Source organism: Nocardia nova NBRC 15556 (assembly GCF_001613005.1).
Classification (GTDB): domain Bacteria; phylum Actinomycetota; class Actinomycetes; order Mycobacteriales; family Mycobacteriaceae; genus Nocardia; species Nocardia nova.
Map to the genome: position 1 here is coordinate 17,109 of NZ_BDBN01000001.1, position 18,261 is coordinate 35,369.

At 70.7% G+C, this 18,261-nt stretch carries 4 protein-coding genes; all 4 read left to right on the forward strand.

The annotated features are described in order from the left end of the window. Positions 1 to 12: 12 nt before the first annotated feature. Genes NN2_RS00095 through NN2_RS00110 form a run of 4 tightly spaced genes read left to right on the forward strand, consistent with a single transcriptional unit; the run spans position 13 to position 18,261 of the window. Positions 13 to 7,674, forward strand: coding sequence for an amino acid adenylation domain-containing protein (locus NN2_RS00095; RefSeq protein WP_063009144.1), 7,662 nt, complete (start codon positions 13 to 15; stop codon positions 7,672 to 7,674). A 5-nt stretch (positions 7,675 to 7,679) separates the two neighbouring features. Then, positions 7,680 to 11,063, forward strand: a complete 3,384-nt coding sequence (locus NN2_RS00100) for a type I polyketide synthase (protein WP_082856604.1) — start codon at positions 7,680 to 7,682, stop codon at positions 11,061 to 11,063. Continuing rightward, positions 11,060 to 17,359, forward strand: a complete 6,300-nt coding sequence (locus NN2_RS00105; RefSeq protein ID WP_063009148.1) for a type I polyketide synthase — start codon at positions 11,060 to 11,062, stop codon at positions 17,357 to 17,359. The genes NN2_RS00100 and NN2_RS00105 overlap by 4 nt, the downstream gene beginning before the upstream one ends. Next, complete coding sequence (locus tag NN2_RS00110) at positions 17,356 to 18,261, forward strand: 3-oxoacyl-[acyl-carrier-protein] synthase III C-terminal domain-containing protein (protein ID WP_063009150.1); 906 nt, start codon at positions 17,356 to 17,358, stop codon at positions 18,259 to 18,261. The genes NN2_RS00105 and NN2_RS00110 overlap by 4 nt, the downstream gene beginning before the upstream one ends.

The following is an 18,261-nucleotide window of genomic DNA, read 5'->3' on the forward strand; positions in this document are numbered from 1 at the left end:
GATCGAGTTACTGTGCAAGCCGACTTTCTTCCCGGCGTCATCGCCATCGCCACCGATTTCCGCCGCGCACCGGTGCAGCGATACCTGCGTGCCCGGGAAGAGCATCGTCCCCGCTCGTCGGGTCCAGCAGTGGCGGCATTGATCGCCCTGATCCACCGGTATTCCGAACACGCCGAGGTCACACTCGGAGTGATTGCGCCGGAGGATGATTCACCGAGTCCGTTGCGGGTGGCCGTCGAGCCGGATCGCACGGCGCAGGCGCTGGCCGCAGAGGTCGATGCGGCCCGCTCGCGAGCGGCGGCCGCACGCGCCGGCTTCGACATCGACGAATTGATCGCGACGCTCTGTCCCACACCGGTATTCGATCGCCATCCGCTGTTCCAGATCGCCTACTGCGAAATCACCGGCGAGCACGACCCGGACGCGGCGGAGGACGCGCTCGAGGCCGTCGTCGGCTGCGATCTGGTCTTCGTCGAGGATCGCGGCGCGGGTGAACTGCGCTGCGAATACGATGCGGAGCTGTTCGAACCGCAGACGGTGCGGCGGCTGCTGGCGCAGTGGGCGATGCTGATCGACGCGTTCATCGCGCAGCCGGATACCGCGCTCGCGGCCTTGCCGATGCTGCCGGAGGAGGACCGGGCGGCCCTCGACGAGTGGTCGACCGGGCCGCAGCCGGCCCGTCCCGCGACGACGCTGCACGCACTGATCGCCGAACGAGCGGCGAGCCGGCCCGGCAGTCCCGCCGTGGTGTCCGAGGCGGGCACGCTGAGTTACGGCGAACTCGACGACCGCGCCGCGCGGGTCGCCGGATATCTGAGCGCCGCGGGGGTGCGGCCCCGGCAGATCGTCGCGCTGTGCCTGCGGCGTTCGCCGCGGGTGCCGGTGCTGGCGCTCGGTGTCATGAAGGCCGGTGCGGCCTATCTGCCGCTGGATCCCGCGGATCCGGATGCGCGGCTGGCGACGATCCTGGCGGATTCCGGGGCGTCGGTGGTGCTGTGTGACGACGCCGAGATCGCCGAACGCTTATCCGCCGAGGGCGTCACGGCGATCGATCTGGACGCCGTAGGGGACGAACTGGACCGGACCGAGCCCGCACCCGCCCGCGTCGGCGCGCCGACGGATCTCGCCTACGTCATCTACACCTCCGGTTCGACCGGCCGGCCCAAGGGTGTGCTGATCGAACATGCGGCGATCTGTAATCGCCTGCTGCACGACGCGATTCGCATCGACGAGTCCGACCGGGTGCTACAGAAGACGCCGCTGACGTTCGACGTGTCGGTGTGGGATCTGTTCTACCCGCTGGTGCACGGCGCGCAGTCGGTCCTGTGTGATGCCGAGGGGCATCGGGATTCGCGCTATCTCCTGGATGTCATTCGCGCGCGGGAGATCACCGTCGCGCACTTCGTGCCCTCGATGCTGCGCACGTGGCTGGCCGAGCCCGGCGCCGAGGCGTGCACCTCGCTGCGGTACGTGACCACCAGCGGTGAGGCGCTACCCGCCGACGTGGCCGCCGAATTCCACCGGCTGCTGCCGGATACCGCGCTCTACAACTACTACGGACCGACCGAAGCGGCCGTCGACGTCACCGGCGAACAGGTGCTTCCGGGGGCGGCGGTCACCCTCGGCCGACCGATCGAGAATGTGCGCGCCCTCGTCCTGGACGCCGCGGGACAGCTCGTGCCGGTGGGTGTTCCGGGGCAGCTGCATCTGGCCGGGGTCTGTCTGGCACGTGGCTATGTCGACCCCGCCGACGAGATCGGCCGCTTCGTGGCCGACCGGCGGACCGGAGAACGGCTGTACGCCACCGGTGATCGTGTGCGGCGGCTACCCGACGGACGCCTGGAGTATCTCGGCCGGGCCGACCATCAGCTCAAATTGCGTGGTCTGCGGATCGAAGCCGGTGAGGTCGAGGCCGCGTTACGCTCCGCCGAGGGAGTGCGCGAGGCCGTGGTCACGGTCTTCGGCGATGATCCGCAGCGGAGCGAACTGGTCGGCTACGTGAGCGCCGCCGCCGCGGGTGTCGACACCGACGCGGTGCGCGCACATGCCCGTACTCTGCTGCCGGCGTATATGGTGCCCGCGAAAATCGTTGTGCTCGAGGAGTTTCCCCGCAACTCGGCCGGGAAGATCGATCGCAGGAGTTTGCCCGCGCCCGTCGTCGCGGTGCCCGGCTCGACCGCCGCCTCACCGAGCGATCTCTCCGACGCGATAGCGGCGGTCTGGGCGCAAGTGCTCGAGTGCGATTCGGTGCCCGCCACCGCGAATTTCTTCGATCTGGGCGGCAATTCACTGCTCGTCGCCCGGGTGCACCTGGCACTGGAAGAGGCGCTCGGGATCTCGATCGCGCGCACGGACCTGTTCCGCTATCCGACCGTGGCCGCACTGGCCGCGGCCCTCGCCGGTTCGGTCGCTGCCTGGGAGTCGGTCGACGATGCCGGCGACCACAGCGGTCCGTTCGCGGTGATCGGCATGGCCGTGCGGGTGCCGGGCGCTGCCGATCTCGACGAATTCTGGGATGTCATCGCGGATGCGCGCACGACGATGACCGAACTCGACGACGAGCAGTTGCGGGCCGCGGGCGAATCGGAGGAGCGCATCGCCGCGCCGAATTACGTGCGCACAGCGGCCGTCCTGGACGATATCGCCGGATTCGACGCCGAGTACTTCGGTTTCACCGCCCGCGAGGCCCAGGTCACCGATCCGCAGCATCGGCTGCTGCTGGAATGCGCGGTCGAGGCGCTCGAACACGCGGGCTACGGTGGTGCGCCGCAGCGTCCGCGCACCGGGGTGTTCGTGGGCGGGCTGCCCAGCAGCTACTTCCACCGCTATTTCGCCGACGACTTCACGCAGCTGCCCTCCACCCAGCACTATCAGATCAAGGTCGGCAATGAACCCGACTTCCTGCCCACCTCGATCGCCTACCGCCTCGACCTGCACGGACCGGCCGTCACCGTGCAGAGCGCCTGTTCGACCTCGCTGGTCGCGGTCCATCTGGCCTGCCAATCCATCGGCCGCGGCGAATGCGAGATCGCCCTGGCCGGCGGGGTCGCGGTGCGCGTGCCGGATCGGGTCGGCTACCTGCATCAGGAGGGGATGGTCGCCTCGCCGGACGGGCACTGTCGCGCCTTCGACGAGCAGGCCGGCGGCACCGTCTTCGGCAACGGGGCGGGCGTGGTCGTGCTCAAACGGCTCGACGCCGCGGTGCGCGACGGTGACCGGATCTTCGCCGTGGTGCGCGGCACCGCGATCAACAACGACGGGTCCGCGAAGGTCGGGTTCACCGCGCCGAGTGTCGACGGCCAGGTCGAGGTCATCCGCCGGGCGCATCGCGTGGCCGGGGTGGCGCCGGCGGAGATCGGATACGTCGAGGCGCACGGTACCGCCACGCCGATGGGGGATCCGATGGAGATCGCCGCCCTCACCGAGGCATTCGGCGGTCCGCGCGCGGACCGGTGCGAGGTCGGATCGGTGAAGGCGAATATCGGCCACCTCGATACCGCCGCCGGTGTGGCGGGATTCGTCAAAGCCGTTCTGGCGTTGGACCACGCGGTCCTGCCGGGACTCGCGGATCTGCACCAGCCCAGTAGCCGGATTCCCTGGTCCGAGACGCCTTTCCGGGTGTCGCCGCGCTCGCGCGCATGGCCGTCGGATCGGCCGCGGATCGCCACGGTGTCGGCCTTCGGCATCGGCGGCACCAACGCGCATGCGGTGCTGGAGGCCGCGCCGCCGCGCATCGCGAGCGCCGCACCCGCGGGCTGGACCGGACTGTTCCGGTTGTCGGCGCGTTCCGAGGCGGCATTGCGTGACCTCGCGCAGCGCTACCTCGATCGGCTCGATGCCGATGCCGATGTCGCCGTCGAAGACGTCTGCTACACGACAGGTTTCGGCCGGGAGCATCATGGGCAGCGGCTTGCCGCGGTGATCTCCACGCTGCCGGAGTTGCGGGCGGCGCTGGCGGCGTACCTGCGCGGTGAACCCGCGGCGGCATTGTTCACCGAGGCGGAGCAGCATGCGGACCACCGCCTGTGCCTGGTCCTGGGCGACGCTCCCGAAGCCGGTGTCGACGAATTCCTCGACCGGTACGCCGACGATGCGGTGGTGCGGAAGGCGCGCGCGGAGGTGTCGGCGGCACTCGGCGGCGCCGAACCCACCGGAGTGCAGGCGGAGCTGGCCCGTCAGTACGTCCTGGTGCAGATGTGGCGGGCGTGCGGCCTGCACTGGGATGCGGTGATCGGTTACGGCACAGGCGAATACGTGGCCGCGACGATCTCCGGCGTCCTCGACCTGGCGACCGCCATGCGGGCCGCCGCGGCTGGGACACCGGCGTGGGCGGGTGAACGCCGGGACCTGCGGTTGGCATCGCACGCACCGAATGCGGACGCACCGCTCGATTCGTGCGTGGCGGCCGTGGGCTGTGATCGGATGCTGGTGCTGGGCCGTCGCAGCGACGAACGAGCCCGGCTACGGCTGGCCGCCGATCGGTACGGCGTCCACACGGTACTGGCGGCCGACGGGCCGCACGATTTCTCGCGCGGCCTGCTGGTGGCGGCGGCGAAACTCTATGCGAGCGGTGTGGACATCTGTCCCACGCCGTGGGGCCCGTTCGCCCAGGGGTGTCGAATCCCGCTGCCCACCTACGCATTCCAGCGCAGCACCTTCTGGGTCGAACCGAAACGAGCGAGCCGCCGTGCCGAAAGCGCCGCCGAGGAGACCGGGCTGCCCGGCCGTCCGGTGGATCTGCCGCTGTCGGAGGAGATTCGCTACGAACGCGGTTTCGCCTGTGACTCACCGTCGTATGTGACCGATCACCGGTTGTTCGGTACCGCGGTGGTGCCCGGCGCCTCGCATATCGCCATGGTGCTGGCCGCGGCCGCGCACCACATCGACGGGCCCTACGTGCTGCGGGACACGTTGTTCCTGCATCCGTTCGCCGTGTCGGACGGCGGCAGCCGCCGCGCACAACTGGTGCTGCGGCCGAGCGGTCCGGGCTGGGACGTGACCCTCGTCGCCGAGGAGGAATCCGGTGCGGGCGCGGCCTGGCCGGCGCTGTTCCGCACCGCGCTGGAAAGCGCTCCCGCCGAATCGGATTCGACATTCGGCGAGACCGAGCGCGGAGATATTCTCGCCCGCTGTCCGCAGGAGCTGTCCGGACTCGAGTTCTATCGTGATGTGTGGGTGCCGGGGCTCGACACCGGAAACTCCTTCCACTGGATCGAGAGCATCCGGCGCGGCGACAACGAGGCACTGTGCCTGACCACCCGTCCCGAGGGTGTGGAGATCGGGCCGGAACCGCTGCACGCGGGGTTGGTCGAGGCCGCGTTCCAGGTGCTCAACAGCTGCTGGAAATACGACAACGATCTGCTGCGGGCGCAGGAGAACATCTACGTTCCGTTCAGTATCGACCGCTACTACTTCTCCGGTCGCCGCACCGAGGGCCCGCTGTGGATCCATGCCCGATTGGCGGGCGGGCACGGCGCGGGTGACGAGGCGTTCACCGCGCATATCCGGATGTACAGCGCCACCGGCGAATTGGTGGTCGCCGTGGACGGATTCGAATCCCGGCGCATCAGCCGGGCGCAGGTGGAGCGGGCGCTCGCACACAAGACGGCCGATATCACCCACGAGCAACACTGGCAGCGCACCGAGGCGGCCGACACGGGCACCGAGCCGGTCTCGCTGCTGGTGGTCGACGATGAACCCGACCGGTTGAGCCGTTTCGCGCGGGTGCTGCGCGCGCGGGCGATTCCGGCCGAGACGGTACTGATCGGTGCGGATGCCCCGCCGGGATCGGGCATCACGCGCAGCGCGGCCACCGACGCCGAAATTTGCGCGTGGCCGGTCGAATTCGCCGCGGCGGACCGTCGCGGCTACGTCGACCTGCGCGGCCTGACGAGAGCCGACGGCGAGAGCGCGCGGTTCGTCGGCGAGGCCGCCCGGCGGTGTGCCGCGGCGGTGCGACCACTACCGGCGCTGGCATCCGAACGCGTCCGCGTGTGGTGGCCCACCCGCGGCGCCCAACCGGTGACCGGCGACGCCGACGTCACCGATCCGGCGGCGACCATGCTGTGGGGTATCGCCACGGTCGTCCGTCGCGAGTATCCGGAACTGCGGTGCAGCACAGTCGATCTGGATGGCGACGACGATTCGTCGCTGATCCGGCTGGCGGCCGAGATCCACCGCTGGTCGCCGGAGACGCGGATCGCGCATCGCGGCGGGAATCGCTACGTCGCGCGGCTCCGCCGGGCACAGCCGGGGACGGATGTGCGGATACGGCGCGATCGCAGCTATCTCGTCACGGGCGGGCTGCGGGGGATCGGCCCCCGCGTGGCGCACATGCTCGCCGAGCAGGGCGCGGGACACCTCGTGCTCGTCGGCCGCACCGCACCCGATCCGGAGACCGCGCGGTTGCTGGACGAGATCCGCGACGGCGGCTGCTCGGTCACCGTGCACACCGCCGACATCGGCGCCGAGTCGCTCGCCGGCGTGGTGGCGGCAGCGCCGCATCCGCTCGGCGGCATCGTGCATGCGGCCGGTGTGCTCGACGATGCGACGATCGCCGGGCTGGACGCCGGCCGATTCGAGAAGGTCCTGGCGCCCAAGGTCGGCGGTATCCACCGGCTGCGCGAAATAATCGGTGCGGATACGGAATTCGTGGTGTGCTTCTCGTCGCTGACCGCAACCGTCGGGGCGGGCGGACAGGCCAATTACGCGGCGGCCAATGCGTATCTGGACGGGTACGCGTCGCTGTTGCGGGCCCAGGGGATCCGCGCGACCAGCATCGCGTGGGGTCCGTGGGGCGACATCGGGATGGCGGCCCGGCTCGACGCCGAAGAGCGCGAGCGGGCCCGGCTGCGCGGCTACCGCCCGCTCTCGCCGGAGCAGGGGCTGCGTCTGCTGGCCGGCAATCTGGTCGCTGCCGGTCCGACCGTCGTCGCCGCGGATCTGGACTGGCCGAAGCTGGCCGCGGCCGCGGGTGGTGACCCGTGGTACGGAAGTATCGCCGCCACCCCCGCCGCTGCCGGACCGGCCGCCTCGCTGCGTGAACGGGTACTGGCGGCTGCCCGGACCGACCGGGCGGGCCTCGTGCGCGAGCTCACGGCCACCGAGGTGAAGGCGGTGCTGGGCCTCGACGCCGGGCATCTGATCGACCCGGAGGAGGGATTCACCCAGCTCGGGATGGACTCCCTCGCGGTCGTCGAACTGCGCTCACGCCTACAGGACGGTTTCGGACTCGCGCTGCCCGCGACCTTCGGATTCGACCATCCGACCGTCGAGAAGGCGGCCGAATATCTCATGGCCGCAATCGGTTCCGGGGAGCCCGACGCGCCCGACCCGGCCACTGCCGCCGTTCATGCTCGGCCGCACCACGCCACGACACAGGACGGAGCGCCGCACCTCACCGACGTACCGACCGAGGGTTCGGCTCCGGCCGGGCCGTATTCGGATGCCTCGGCCCCGGCCGCGCCGGTTTCGCCGGATGCGCTTCCGGCTGCGGATTCGCCCGCGCCGACCGCCGCTGTAGCGAGTCCGGCCGGTCCGCCTCCGGCCGAGTCGCAACCGGCGGCTTCGGAATCGGCCCCGTCGGCCCCGCCGGCGCCGCCCCAGTCGGAGGATCCGATCGCCGCCGAGCTGGCTCTGCTGGAGGCGGCATTACACAGCGACGCACAGTGGTGAGGGATATGTCCGCAGCAAGTTCCGAATCCGTCTCCACCACCGGTGTGACACCCGACCGCGAGCAGCGCATCGCCGCGGCCCTGCGCGCGGCGCGGGAGCGGCTGGCCGAACCTCGTCCGGCGGAACCGATCGCGATCGTCGGCATCGGCTGCCGGTTCCCCGGCGGCATCACCGGGCCGGACACCCTGTGGGACGTCGTGGCCGGGGGTGTCGACGCCACCGGCGAACAGCCCGGCGATCGGTGGGATGTGCAGCGGTTCTACGATCCGGACCCGGACAAGCCCGGCACCATCTACACCACCCGCGGCGGATTTCTCGACGCGGTGGACATGTTCGACGCCGACTTCTTCGGCATCTCGCCGCGCGAAGCGCACGCGATGGACCCGCAGCAACGGCTCCTGCTGGAGATCGCGTGGGAGGCGGTGGAGAACGCGGGTATCGCGCCCCAGCGGTTGCGCGGATCCGATACCGGCCTGTTCGTCGGATTCAGCTGGCGCGACTACGACCGCATCGCCGTCGCGAATATCCCCGAAGCCATGAACGCCTATGCGGGACTGGGGAATACACCGAGTATCGCGGTGGGCCGGGTGGCGTACACGCTGGATCTGCACGGACCGGTGTCACTGGTGGATACCGCGTGCTCCTCGTCGCTGGTGGCGGTCCATCAGGCGGTGCAGAGTCTGCGCAACGGCGACTGCTCGACGGCGCTGGCCGGTGGTGTGAATCTGATCCTCTCGCCGTTGTCGACGATGTTCTGCTGCCGCATCCGGGCGTTGTCGCCGGACGGCCGTTGCAAGACCTTCGATGCCTCCGCCGACGGATACGGTCGCGCCGAGGGCGCCGGTCTGGTGGTGCTCAAGCGGCTCTCGCAGGCACAGCGCGACGGCGACCGGATCTACGCGGTGATCCGCGGCTCCGCGGTCAACCACGACGGCCGGACCGGCGGACTCACCGTGCCGAGCGCCCGCGCCCAGGAGGCAGTGGTGCGGGCAGCGCTGCGGGCGGCGAATCTCGAACCGGCTCAAGTGAACTACATCGAGGCACACGGCACGGGCACCGCGCTGGGCGACCCGATCGAAATCGGTGCGCTGAACTCCGTCTTCGGCGGCGCGCGTGCGCCGCTGTGGGTCGGGTCGATCAAATCGAATTTCGGGCACGCCGAGACGGCGGCGGGGATCGCCGGTCTGATCAAGGCGGCCCTGGCCGTCGAGCGCGGTGTGCTGCCGCCGACGCTGCATGTGCGGGAACCGAATCCACGCATCGATTGGGCGTCCGGTTCGGCGCGGGTGGTCACCGAGACCACACCGTGGCCCGCCGGATCGCGGATCGCGGGTGTCAGTTCGTTCGGTTTCAGCGGGACCAACGCGCACGTGCTGGTCGAACAACCGCCGGCGGCAGCCGAATCCGGCAGCGTCGTACCCTCGGGCCTGCTGACGCTGTCCGCTCGCGGCGACGAGGGGTTGCGGGCGCAGGCGCGGCGGTTCGCGCTCGCGCTGCGCACCGTGGAACCGTCGAGACTCGAATCGGTGTGCGCGACAGCGAATCTCGGGCGGAGCGCGTTCGAACATCGACTCGCCGTGGTGGCCGGGAGTACGACCGCGATGGCGGCCGCCCTGGACGCACATACCGCCGGGCAGCGGCAGCCGACGATCGTGACCGGCCACGTGCCGCGTGGTCGTGCCGTGCGTACCGCACTGTTGATCGGGCACCGCGGACCCGGTGTGGAACCGCTCGATCGCGAAAGCTACACCGGCTCCGACGTCTTTCGCGCCGCCGTCGACGAATGCCTGGAGGCGACCGCCTCGCGGGAGAGTTTCCGGACCGCTCTGTTCGCCGGGCTGGCACCGCATCAGGCGCAGCGCGTCCCCGGCCTGGCGGATGCGCTGGCCTTCGTGCACCGGTACGCCACCACTCGCCAGTTGCTGGCATTCGGTCTGCGCCCGGCTGCCGTGCTGGGCGTCGGCGTGGGCGAGTACGTGACCGCCGCGATCGCCGGAATTCTGGAACCGGCTGTGGCACTGCGTGCTTCGGTCTCGACCGCGGCGCTGCTCGGCGAACGCGTGGTGGCACGCACCGACGACCGTGCGCCGCTCGACGCGGTACTGCGCGAAACCGGTGCGCGCCTGTGCGGTCACGCCGGCGACCGCTATCTGCTGGAGGCGGGCCCCGGCGGTCGCGAGCCGCTCCTGCACCGCCTGCGCGCCGCCGGTGTCGCCGCGACGACGCACGCCGAACTGCGCGACCACCTGGGAACGGCCGTCCCTGATCCGGGACAGCCGGGCGAGCCCGAACTCACCGTCGTCTCCGCGCACACCGGGATGCGCCTCGGCCACGAAGCGGCCGATCCCGCCTACTGGTCGAGCCGCCCGCTGTGGCCCGCGCACCTGGACCGGGCCTTCGCCACGCTGGGAGAACTCGACTGCACGGTATTCGCCGAGGTCGCGGGGGCGACGCTGACCGAACTGGGAAGCCGCCGCACCGCCCCGGAGAGCCGCTGGTTCACCACCGGAACCACTCGCGGCGAAGTGATCCGGTGCACGGCCGGGCTGTTCGTGGCCGGCGCCGTCGACGATCTGCGCGACCTGCACGGCACCCACTATCCCCGGATCACCCTCCCCACCTATCCCTTTCAGCGCCGCCGCTACTGGGTGGAAGCGTCCGGCGCCACGCATGCGACCGGCGAGCCGAGCGCACCCGCTGCGGCGGCTCGGCTTCCGCGGGTCGAAGCCCTCGATGTGGACAGCCTCGATGCCGCTCGATCGGCCACGACAGCTTCGGGCGATGGTCCGGGAACTGTCCAGGGGTCCGCAGTTCCCGGACCGCCTGTGCGCACCGATGCGACCGGGTCGGACGTGCCCGCGAGAGCCGTCGCATCGGCGCGGCCCGCGCCGTCCGAGGCGGAGCTGTACCTGCTGCGCCGACGCGTGAGCGCGGTGGTGGTCGCGAGTATCCGGCAGGTCTTCCAGATGCCGGATTCCGATCCCGTCGATCTGCAGACACCGCTGCAGGAACTCGGCTTCGACTCGCTCATGGCGATCGAATTGCGAACCGTATTGGGCCGTGCGCTCGCGCTGCCGATCGAAGCGGCATTCGCCTTCGAATTCCCGACGGCCACAGTGCAGATCGCCGAGCTCACCGCGCGGTTGGCCGCCGCACCGACGATTCCGTCCGAGCCGGCCGCCGAACCGGCGATGTCGGCACCGGCGACTGCGGCGGAACCGACCACGATCGAGCCGCAGCCGAAGTACCACGACCCGGCCGACCCGCACCCCGTGTCGTTCGACATCCCCGTCAGCACGACCCGCATCCCGCTCGACGGCTTGAGCGAATCCGATCTCATCGCGCTGGCTCGCGCGGAAGTGGCTGCCCTGGAAGAGGTGCTGCGTTGACCCCGACCGCGACGAATCCGAGTGCGCTGCCCGAGGGCGGCGACAGCAGTGAGGCCTTACGCGGCGCCATCGCCGCCCTGCGCACGGCCCGCGGGGCCTTGGCACAGCGCAGTGAGCCGGTCGCCGTGATCGGTGCGGGCTGTCGCCTGCCCGGCGGCGTGGGTTCGCTGGAGGAATTCTCAGAATTCCTGCGCGCGGGCGGCGACGGCGTGGTCGATATTCCACCGGACCGCTGGGATGTCGAGCACTACTACGATCCCGACGCCGACGCACCCGGCAGATCTTTCATCGCGAAGATGGGCGCCCTCACCGATATCGGCGATTTCGATGCCGCCTTCTTCGGCATCTCGCCGCGCGAGGCCGAGGCCATGGACCCGCAGCAGCGGCTGCTGCTCGAGGTCGCGTGGGAGGCGCTCGAGCATGCCGCGATTCCACCGGAGTCCCTGCGCGAGAGCCGGACCGCCGTCTTCGTCGGGATGTGCCCCAACGATTACGGCGCCGCGGCGACGGATCCGGCGGCGATCGACATCTATTCCGCCACCGGTCTGGCGCCGTCGGTGGCGGCGGGGCGGATCGCCTATCACCTCGGATTGCAGGGGCCCGCCCTGGTCGTCGACACCGCATGCTCGTCCGCACTGGTCGCGCTGCATCTGGCGGTGCAAAGCCTGCGGTCGGGGGAGTGCGAGCTGGCATTGGTGGCCGGGGTCAATCTGATCGTGTCCCCGCAGTCGATGATCTCGATGTCGAAACTCCGCGCGCCCTCGCCGAGCAATCGCTGCGCGCCCTTCTCCGCCGCCGCCGACGGACTGGTGCGCGGCGAGGGGTGCGGCGTCGTCGTGCTGAAGCGCGAGTCCGCCGCCCATGCCGCCGGTGATCGAGTGCTGGCCTCGATCGTGGCCACGGCCGTCGATCAGGACGGCCGCAGCAACGGCCTCACCGCGCCCAACGGCCGCGCCCAGGAACAGGTGCTGCGGGATGCGCTGCGCGAGGCCAAGCTGGAGGCCGGCCGCATCGACTACATCGAGGCGCACGGCACCGGCACACCGCTGGGCGACCCCATCGAATTGCGTGCGCTGTCCGCGGTTTTCGGCGCCGATCGAGACCGTCCACTGCTCGTCGGATCGGCCAAGGGCAATCTGGGCCATCTGGAACCGGCCGCCGGAATCGCCGGACTGCTCAAGGCCATCACGGTCGTCCGCGACCGGATCGTCCCGCCCACACTGCATTTCGACGCGCCGAATCCGCTGATCGACTGGGACGCCACGCCGATCGTGATCCCGGCCGAGGCGCGGGAGATCTCCGGCGCCGAGCCGGTGTACGCGGGGGTCAGCGCATTCGGATTCAGCGGGACCAACGCGCATACGATCATCACCGCGGCCCCGGGGATCGAACCGGCGGCCGAAGATGCCGGGGATGCCGGGGTTGCCGCCGAACCGGCTCGGGAACTGCTGGTCCTGCCGCTGTCGGCGGCCACCGAACAAGCGTTGCGGGATACCGCGCTTCGCTGGCGGGACCGGCTGGCGGCCGGCGCGCCTGCGCGTGACCTGTGCTTCACCGCGTCGCGTCGCGCCGCACTCGACCATCGTGCCGTGGTGATCGGGGAAACCGCCGCCGCACTGCAACGCGGACTTACCGCCATCGCCGAGGATCGTGATCGCGCGGGCGTGATTCGCGGCCGCCGCGGCGAACCGGGCGCCCTGGTCTTCGTCTTCGCCGGATTCGGCGGGCACTGGACCGGGATGGGTGCCCAGCTCATGGCCGACTATCCGGTATTCGCCGAGGCGGTGCGGCGGTGCGCGGCGGCGTTCGAACCTCATCTGGGCGCCGACATCGCGGAACTGCTGGCCACCGGCGAATCCGACGGCGGCCGTATCGATCTCGCCCAGCCCATGTCCTTCGCCGTGCAGATCGGATTGGCGGAATTGCTGGCGGCGACCGGGTTCCGGCCCGATGCCGTGATCGGTCACAGCGTCGGTGAGATCGCGGCCGCCCGGGTCGCGGGGGCACTGAGCCTCGCCGACGCCGCCGCGGTCATCGTCCACCGCAATCGCGTGCTGCGCGCGATCGAAGGGACCGGCGGCATGTTGTCGGTGCCGATGAGCGCCGGTGAGCTCGCCGGATGGCTGGAGCAGATCGAAGGCGAATTCGACCTCGCCGCGGTGAACGGACCCGCGCAGGTCGTCGTCTCGGGAACGGTCGCCGATCTGGATCGGCTCGAAAAGGCTCTGGCCGCAGCCGGTTACGATCCTCGGCGGGTGAAGATCGAGTCGGCCGCGCACAGCCGCCAGCTGGATCCGCACCTGGACGCCTTCGTCGAGCGGATCGCCGGCATCACCGCGATCCCGGGTGGCCGGGCCGCCTTCCTGTCCACCGTGGAGTCCGACTACGTCCCCACCGATGCGCTGACCGCCGACTACTGGGGTCGAAATCTGCGCAGCACGGTCCGCCTCGACGAGACCGTCGAGCGGGTGCTCGCGGAGGGTCCGGCGACCTTCGTCGAGATCGGGCCCAATCCCGTTCTGGTGGACGGTATCCGCGCCCGAATCGACGCCTCGAACGATCGGGGTGCGGTGGCCGGATCCCTGAAACGCAACGGCTACGCACGCCGCGACATCCTGGAACTGATCGCCCGGTTGTACGTGCACGGAGTCCCCGTGGACTGGGGGGCCGCCGGGGTCCGTGGCCGGATCGTCGAACTGCCGGCGTATCCGTGGCAGCACAAGCGGTTCTGGGCTCGCTCCGACTGGGATGTGGCGGCCGAACAGCACGATGGTCAGGCGGTGGTCGAATCGTCCGTCAGCGGCGAACGCCTGCTTCAGCGCGTGGTCGATCCCGCTCGCTCGCCCTGGTTGCTCGACCACGCGGTCGGGGATACGCCGGTCGCCGCGGGCGCCTGGCTGGTCAACCTCGCCGCCGCGGCCCGCCTGCAGCACGGTTTCGGGCCCGGCTGCCGTTTCGCCGATATCCGGTTCGAGCGGGTACTCACCCTGCCCGAGACCGGCCGTCGAGTGCAGGTGGTACTGCGCGACAACGAGTTTCGCATCAGCGCCCGCGCCGCCGAGCCGGGTGGCGCGGCCACGGTGTGGACCGAGCACGCTCGCGGACGGATCGTTTCCGGCGAGAACATCCCCGAGGTCCCGGGACTGGCCGCGGCGCGGCGGCACTGCCTCACCGCGGTGGACCCGCAGGATCTCTACGCGGCCTACACCCGCAACGGCACTCGCTACGGGCCCGCCTTCCGCACGGTGACGGAACTGTCGGTCGGCGATGGTGAGGCGCTCGGGCGGGTGAGCGCGGCGGCCGGTGCGCGCGACCCGGAGCACGGGGTGACGGCCGCCGCGGTGCTCGACGGATGTTTCCAGGTGGTCGGCGCACTGGCCGGGGACGAACTGTTCCTGCCGTCCGCGATCGGCGCCCTGCACGTCGCCGACCACATTCCGCCCCAGGTCCACGCCCATGTGCGCCGCTACGCCCGCGACGGTCGCCTGCAGACCGCCGACCTCGACATCTACGCCGACGACGGCTCGCTCGTCGCCACGGTGCGCGAGCTGACCGCCACCCGCGTCGACGCGGCGGATACCGCCGATGCCGCCGTCCTCGCGGTCGATTGGCAGCAGCGTCCGCGCGCGACCGGGCGGCTCTCGGGACGCTGGGTGGTCGTCGGCGGCGACCCGGACGACGACGCACCGCTGGGACCCGAAACGCTGATCCAGGAACTCGTCGCGGCGGGCGCAGACGCCGCCACGGTCGCGGTCGCGCCGAGTGCCGACGACACCGAACCGCACGCCCCGACCTTCGACGAACCCGCGGATCACATCCTGTACCTCGCCGGAACCGAGGACGGCGCAACGGCATTCGCCGATCTCGCCGCACTGCTCGGCCTCGCGCGGGCGGCCGTGCGGATGACCTCCGCGCCCCGGCTGTGGGTGGTCACGCGCGGCGGTCAGGCGGTGGCGCAGGAGTGCGTGGACCCGTGGCAGGCGGCCCTGTGGGGTTTCGGCACCGCCCTAGCCGCCGAACACCCCGAACTGCGCACCACGCTCGTCGACCTGGCCGCCGACGCGGGCGTGGACGGCGACGACACGGCCGACCTGGTCGCGGAACTCGCCGACGGCAGCGAGCGGCATATCGCGCTGCGCTCCGGACTTCGCTGGGTCGCGCGCCTCGACCGGGTCCGGCTGAATCCGGATCCACCCGTCGTCGCCGCGGGCACCCGCGGCTTCGGGGTGGATATCGACGAGCCCGGCCGCCTGCAGACGCTGACGCTGCGCGGTCGCGGCCGGCCGCGACCGGGCCCCCGTGAGGTCGTCGTCGCCGTGGCCGCCGCCGGTCTCAACTTCGCCGACGTCATGTGGGCCATGGGCTTTTTCGCGGATCTCGACGACGTGCCGCTGGGATCGGAATGCGCGGGCACCGTCGTCGCCGTGGGCGCCGAGGTCGACACGGTGCGCGTCGGCGACCGGGTGGTGGCGGTGGCGCTGAACTGCCTGGCCACCCATGCCGTCGCCGACGCGGCGCTGGTCTATCGCCTGCCGGAGACGTTCGCGCTCACCGACGCCGCGGCGTTGCCCACCGCCTACACCACCGCCTGCTACGCACTCGAACATCTGGCCCGGGTGCGCCCCGGCATGCGCATCCTGATCCATTCGGCTACGGGTGGCACGGGTGCGGCGGCCATCGCGGTGGCACGGCGGCACGGACTGGAGATCATCGCGACCGCGGGCACCGAGGACAAGCGCCGCTTCCTGCGGGAGCTGGGCATCGAGCACGTCTTCGACTCGCGCACCACGGAATTCGAGCAGCAGGTTCTCGATGTCACCGCCGGCGCGGGGGTCGATATCGTGCTCAACTCCCTCACCGGCGCGGCCGCCGAGGCGAGTCTGCGCACGGTCGCCGCCGACGGGATCTTCCTTGAGCTCGGCAAACGCGATATCTACGGCTCGGGGCGGCTCCCCCTGGAGCATTTCAAACGCCGCATCACCTACACCGCCGTCGATATGGCCGGCCTGCATCGCGAGCGCCCGGAGGTTTTCGCCGAACTGTTGCACCACACGCTCGACCGCGTCGTCTCCGGCGAACTGGAACCGCTTCCGGTGCAGACCTATCCGATCGCCGCGGCGGCCGAGGTGTTCCGGCTGATGAGCACCGGTGCGCACACCGGCAAACTGGTGCTGGTGACCGACGACGCGGCCACCACCGACATCGTGCGCGGTGCCGCGCAGGGGCTGGCCGAACCCGGCTGCGTCCTGATCACCGGCGGCCTCGGCGGGCTGGGTCTCGAACTGGCCCGCACCCTGGTCGAACGGGGCGGCACGCAGGTCGGACTGCTCGCCCGCTGGGAGCCGACCGCCGACGAACGCGCGATCATCGACGAACTCAACGTCGCCGGAGAGCGCGTGATCGTGGAACGCGCCGATGTCGCCGATGCGGTCGAGGTCACCGACGCCGTGGGGCGGTTGCGCTCCCGGATCGGTCCGGTGCGCGGGGTGTTCCATCTCGCGGCCGTCCTGCGCGACGCCGTCCTGACCAATCAGAGCTGGGACCGGTTCGATCCTGTGCTGCGTCCGAAGGCATTGGGCGCCTGGAACATTCACCGTGCGGTGGCCGGCGATCCCGTCGAGTACTTCGTGATGTACTCCTCCACCGCGACCCTGCTGCCCTCGGGCGGTCAATTGAACTACGCCGCCGCCAACGCGTTTCTCGACGGCCTGGCGCACTACCGGCGTGCGCAGGGGCTGGCGGCCACCGCGGTGGCATGGGGTCCGTTCCGCGATACCGGACTCGCCGCGCGCAGCGACGCGACCGAGGAGTATCTGGCCGGCCGTGGAATCCGCTCGCTGGCGCCGGCGACGGCATACACGCTGCTGGAGACACTGCTCGACGACGGTCGTCCCCGCGCCGCCATCATCGGTCTCGATGCCGACGCCTGGCTCGGCGCCCATCCCTTCGCGCGCGCCGTGCCGATGTACGAACCTCTGCGCGCCATGGGTTCCGGCGCCACCTCGGCCCTGGCGGACGAGCTGCGCCGCCTGCCGGCCGAGGAGCGTGAGGCCGCGCTGTGGGAGCTGCTGCTGAGCAGAACGGCCGCGGTCCTGCGCATCGATGCCGACGAGATCGATCCCGCCGCACCGTTTCTGGAACTGGGCATGAGTTCGCTGGCGCTGCTCGAATTCAAGAACGGGCTGTCGGCGGCGCTGGGGATCGACCTGCCCGGCGCGGTGCACTGGGAACATCCGACGGTGCGGGCGATGCACCGCTACCTGTCCGGCCGCCTGCGTGAGGAGGAGTCCCGATGAGCGTCTATCTGCACGGGATCTCCTACGCCGTCGGCGCTCGCGAGCCCATCGGGGGCCTGGAGCCGCTGCGCGAGGACCCCGCCATGCTGCGCGATATGCACGGCCTCGGCCTGTATCACTACTGCCGCACCGAACAGAGCCCGCTGCAACTGGCCGCCGAGGTGGTCGCGAGCACTCTCGACCGGATCCCGGTGGATGCGGCCGAGATCGACCTGCTGGTCTACGCGTCGTCGAGTCCCGAAACCGGCGCCCTGGCCGGTGGTGAATTCCTGCGCTTCTGTGAGCGTTTCGGCCTCACCCGCGCCACGCCGATCGGTGTCACCCTCGCCGAATGCGCGAATTTCGGCAGCGCCCTGCGGATCGCGCACAGCCTGGTAGCCGCCGGATCGGCCCGCAATGTCCTGGTCGTCACCTCCGACGCGTGCCCGGATCCGCACGCCCGCATCCTGCGCGACGCGCTCTCGGTGCTGAGCGACGGTGCGGCCGCCTGCCTGATCACCTCCGCCGAACCGTCGCGCATCGAGGTGCTCGGCTCGAATCAGGGCACCAACCAGCTGATCCGCGTGGCGAAGATGCCGGCGCTGGCCGGGCTCACCAAACGCGGCTTGTCCCGCGCGGTCGCCGATATGCTCGACCGCGCCGGCCTGGACCGCGCCGACGTGCGACGCATCATCGCCAACAACGTCAACGAGGAGGCCGTGCGGTTCATGGCCGATTCGGCCGGACTCGACCACGACCTGTGCTATCTCGACAACATCGCCGACTACGCCCACGTGCACTCGGCCGACAACCTGATCAACCTGCAGACCTATCTGGAGGACGGCGTCGCGCCGGGGGAGATCGTCATGACCATCAGCCACGGGTTCGGCACCTGGGGCGTCGCACTGTTGAGGATCGGCTGA

Bases quoted from the DNA above. Each gene is read 5' to 3' on its own strand.
- NN2_RS00100 (WP_082856604.1), top strand. From the start codon at position 7,680: ATGTCCGCAGCAAGTTCCGAATCCGTCTCCACCACCGGTGTGACACCC.
- NN2_RS00110 (WP_063009150.1), top strand. From the start codon at position 17,356: ATGAGCGTCTATCTGCACGGGATCTCCTACGCCGTCGGCGCTCGCGAG.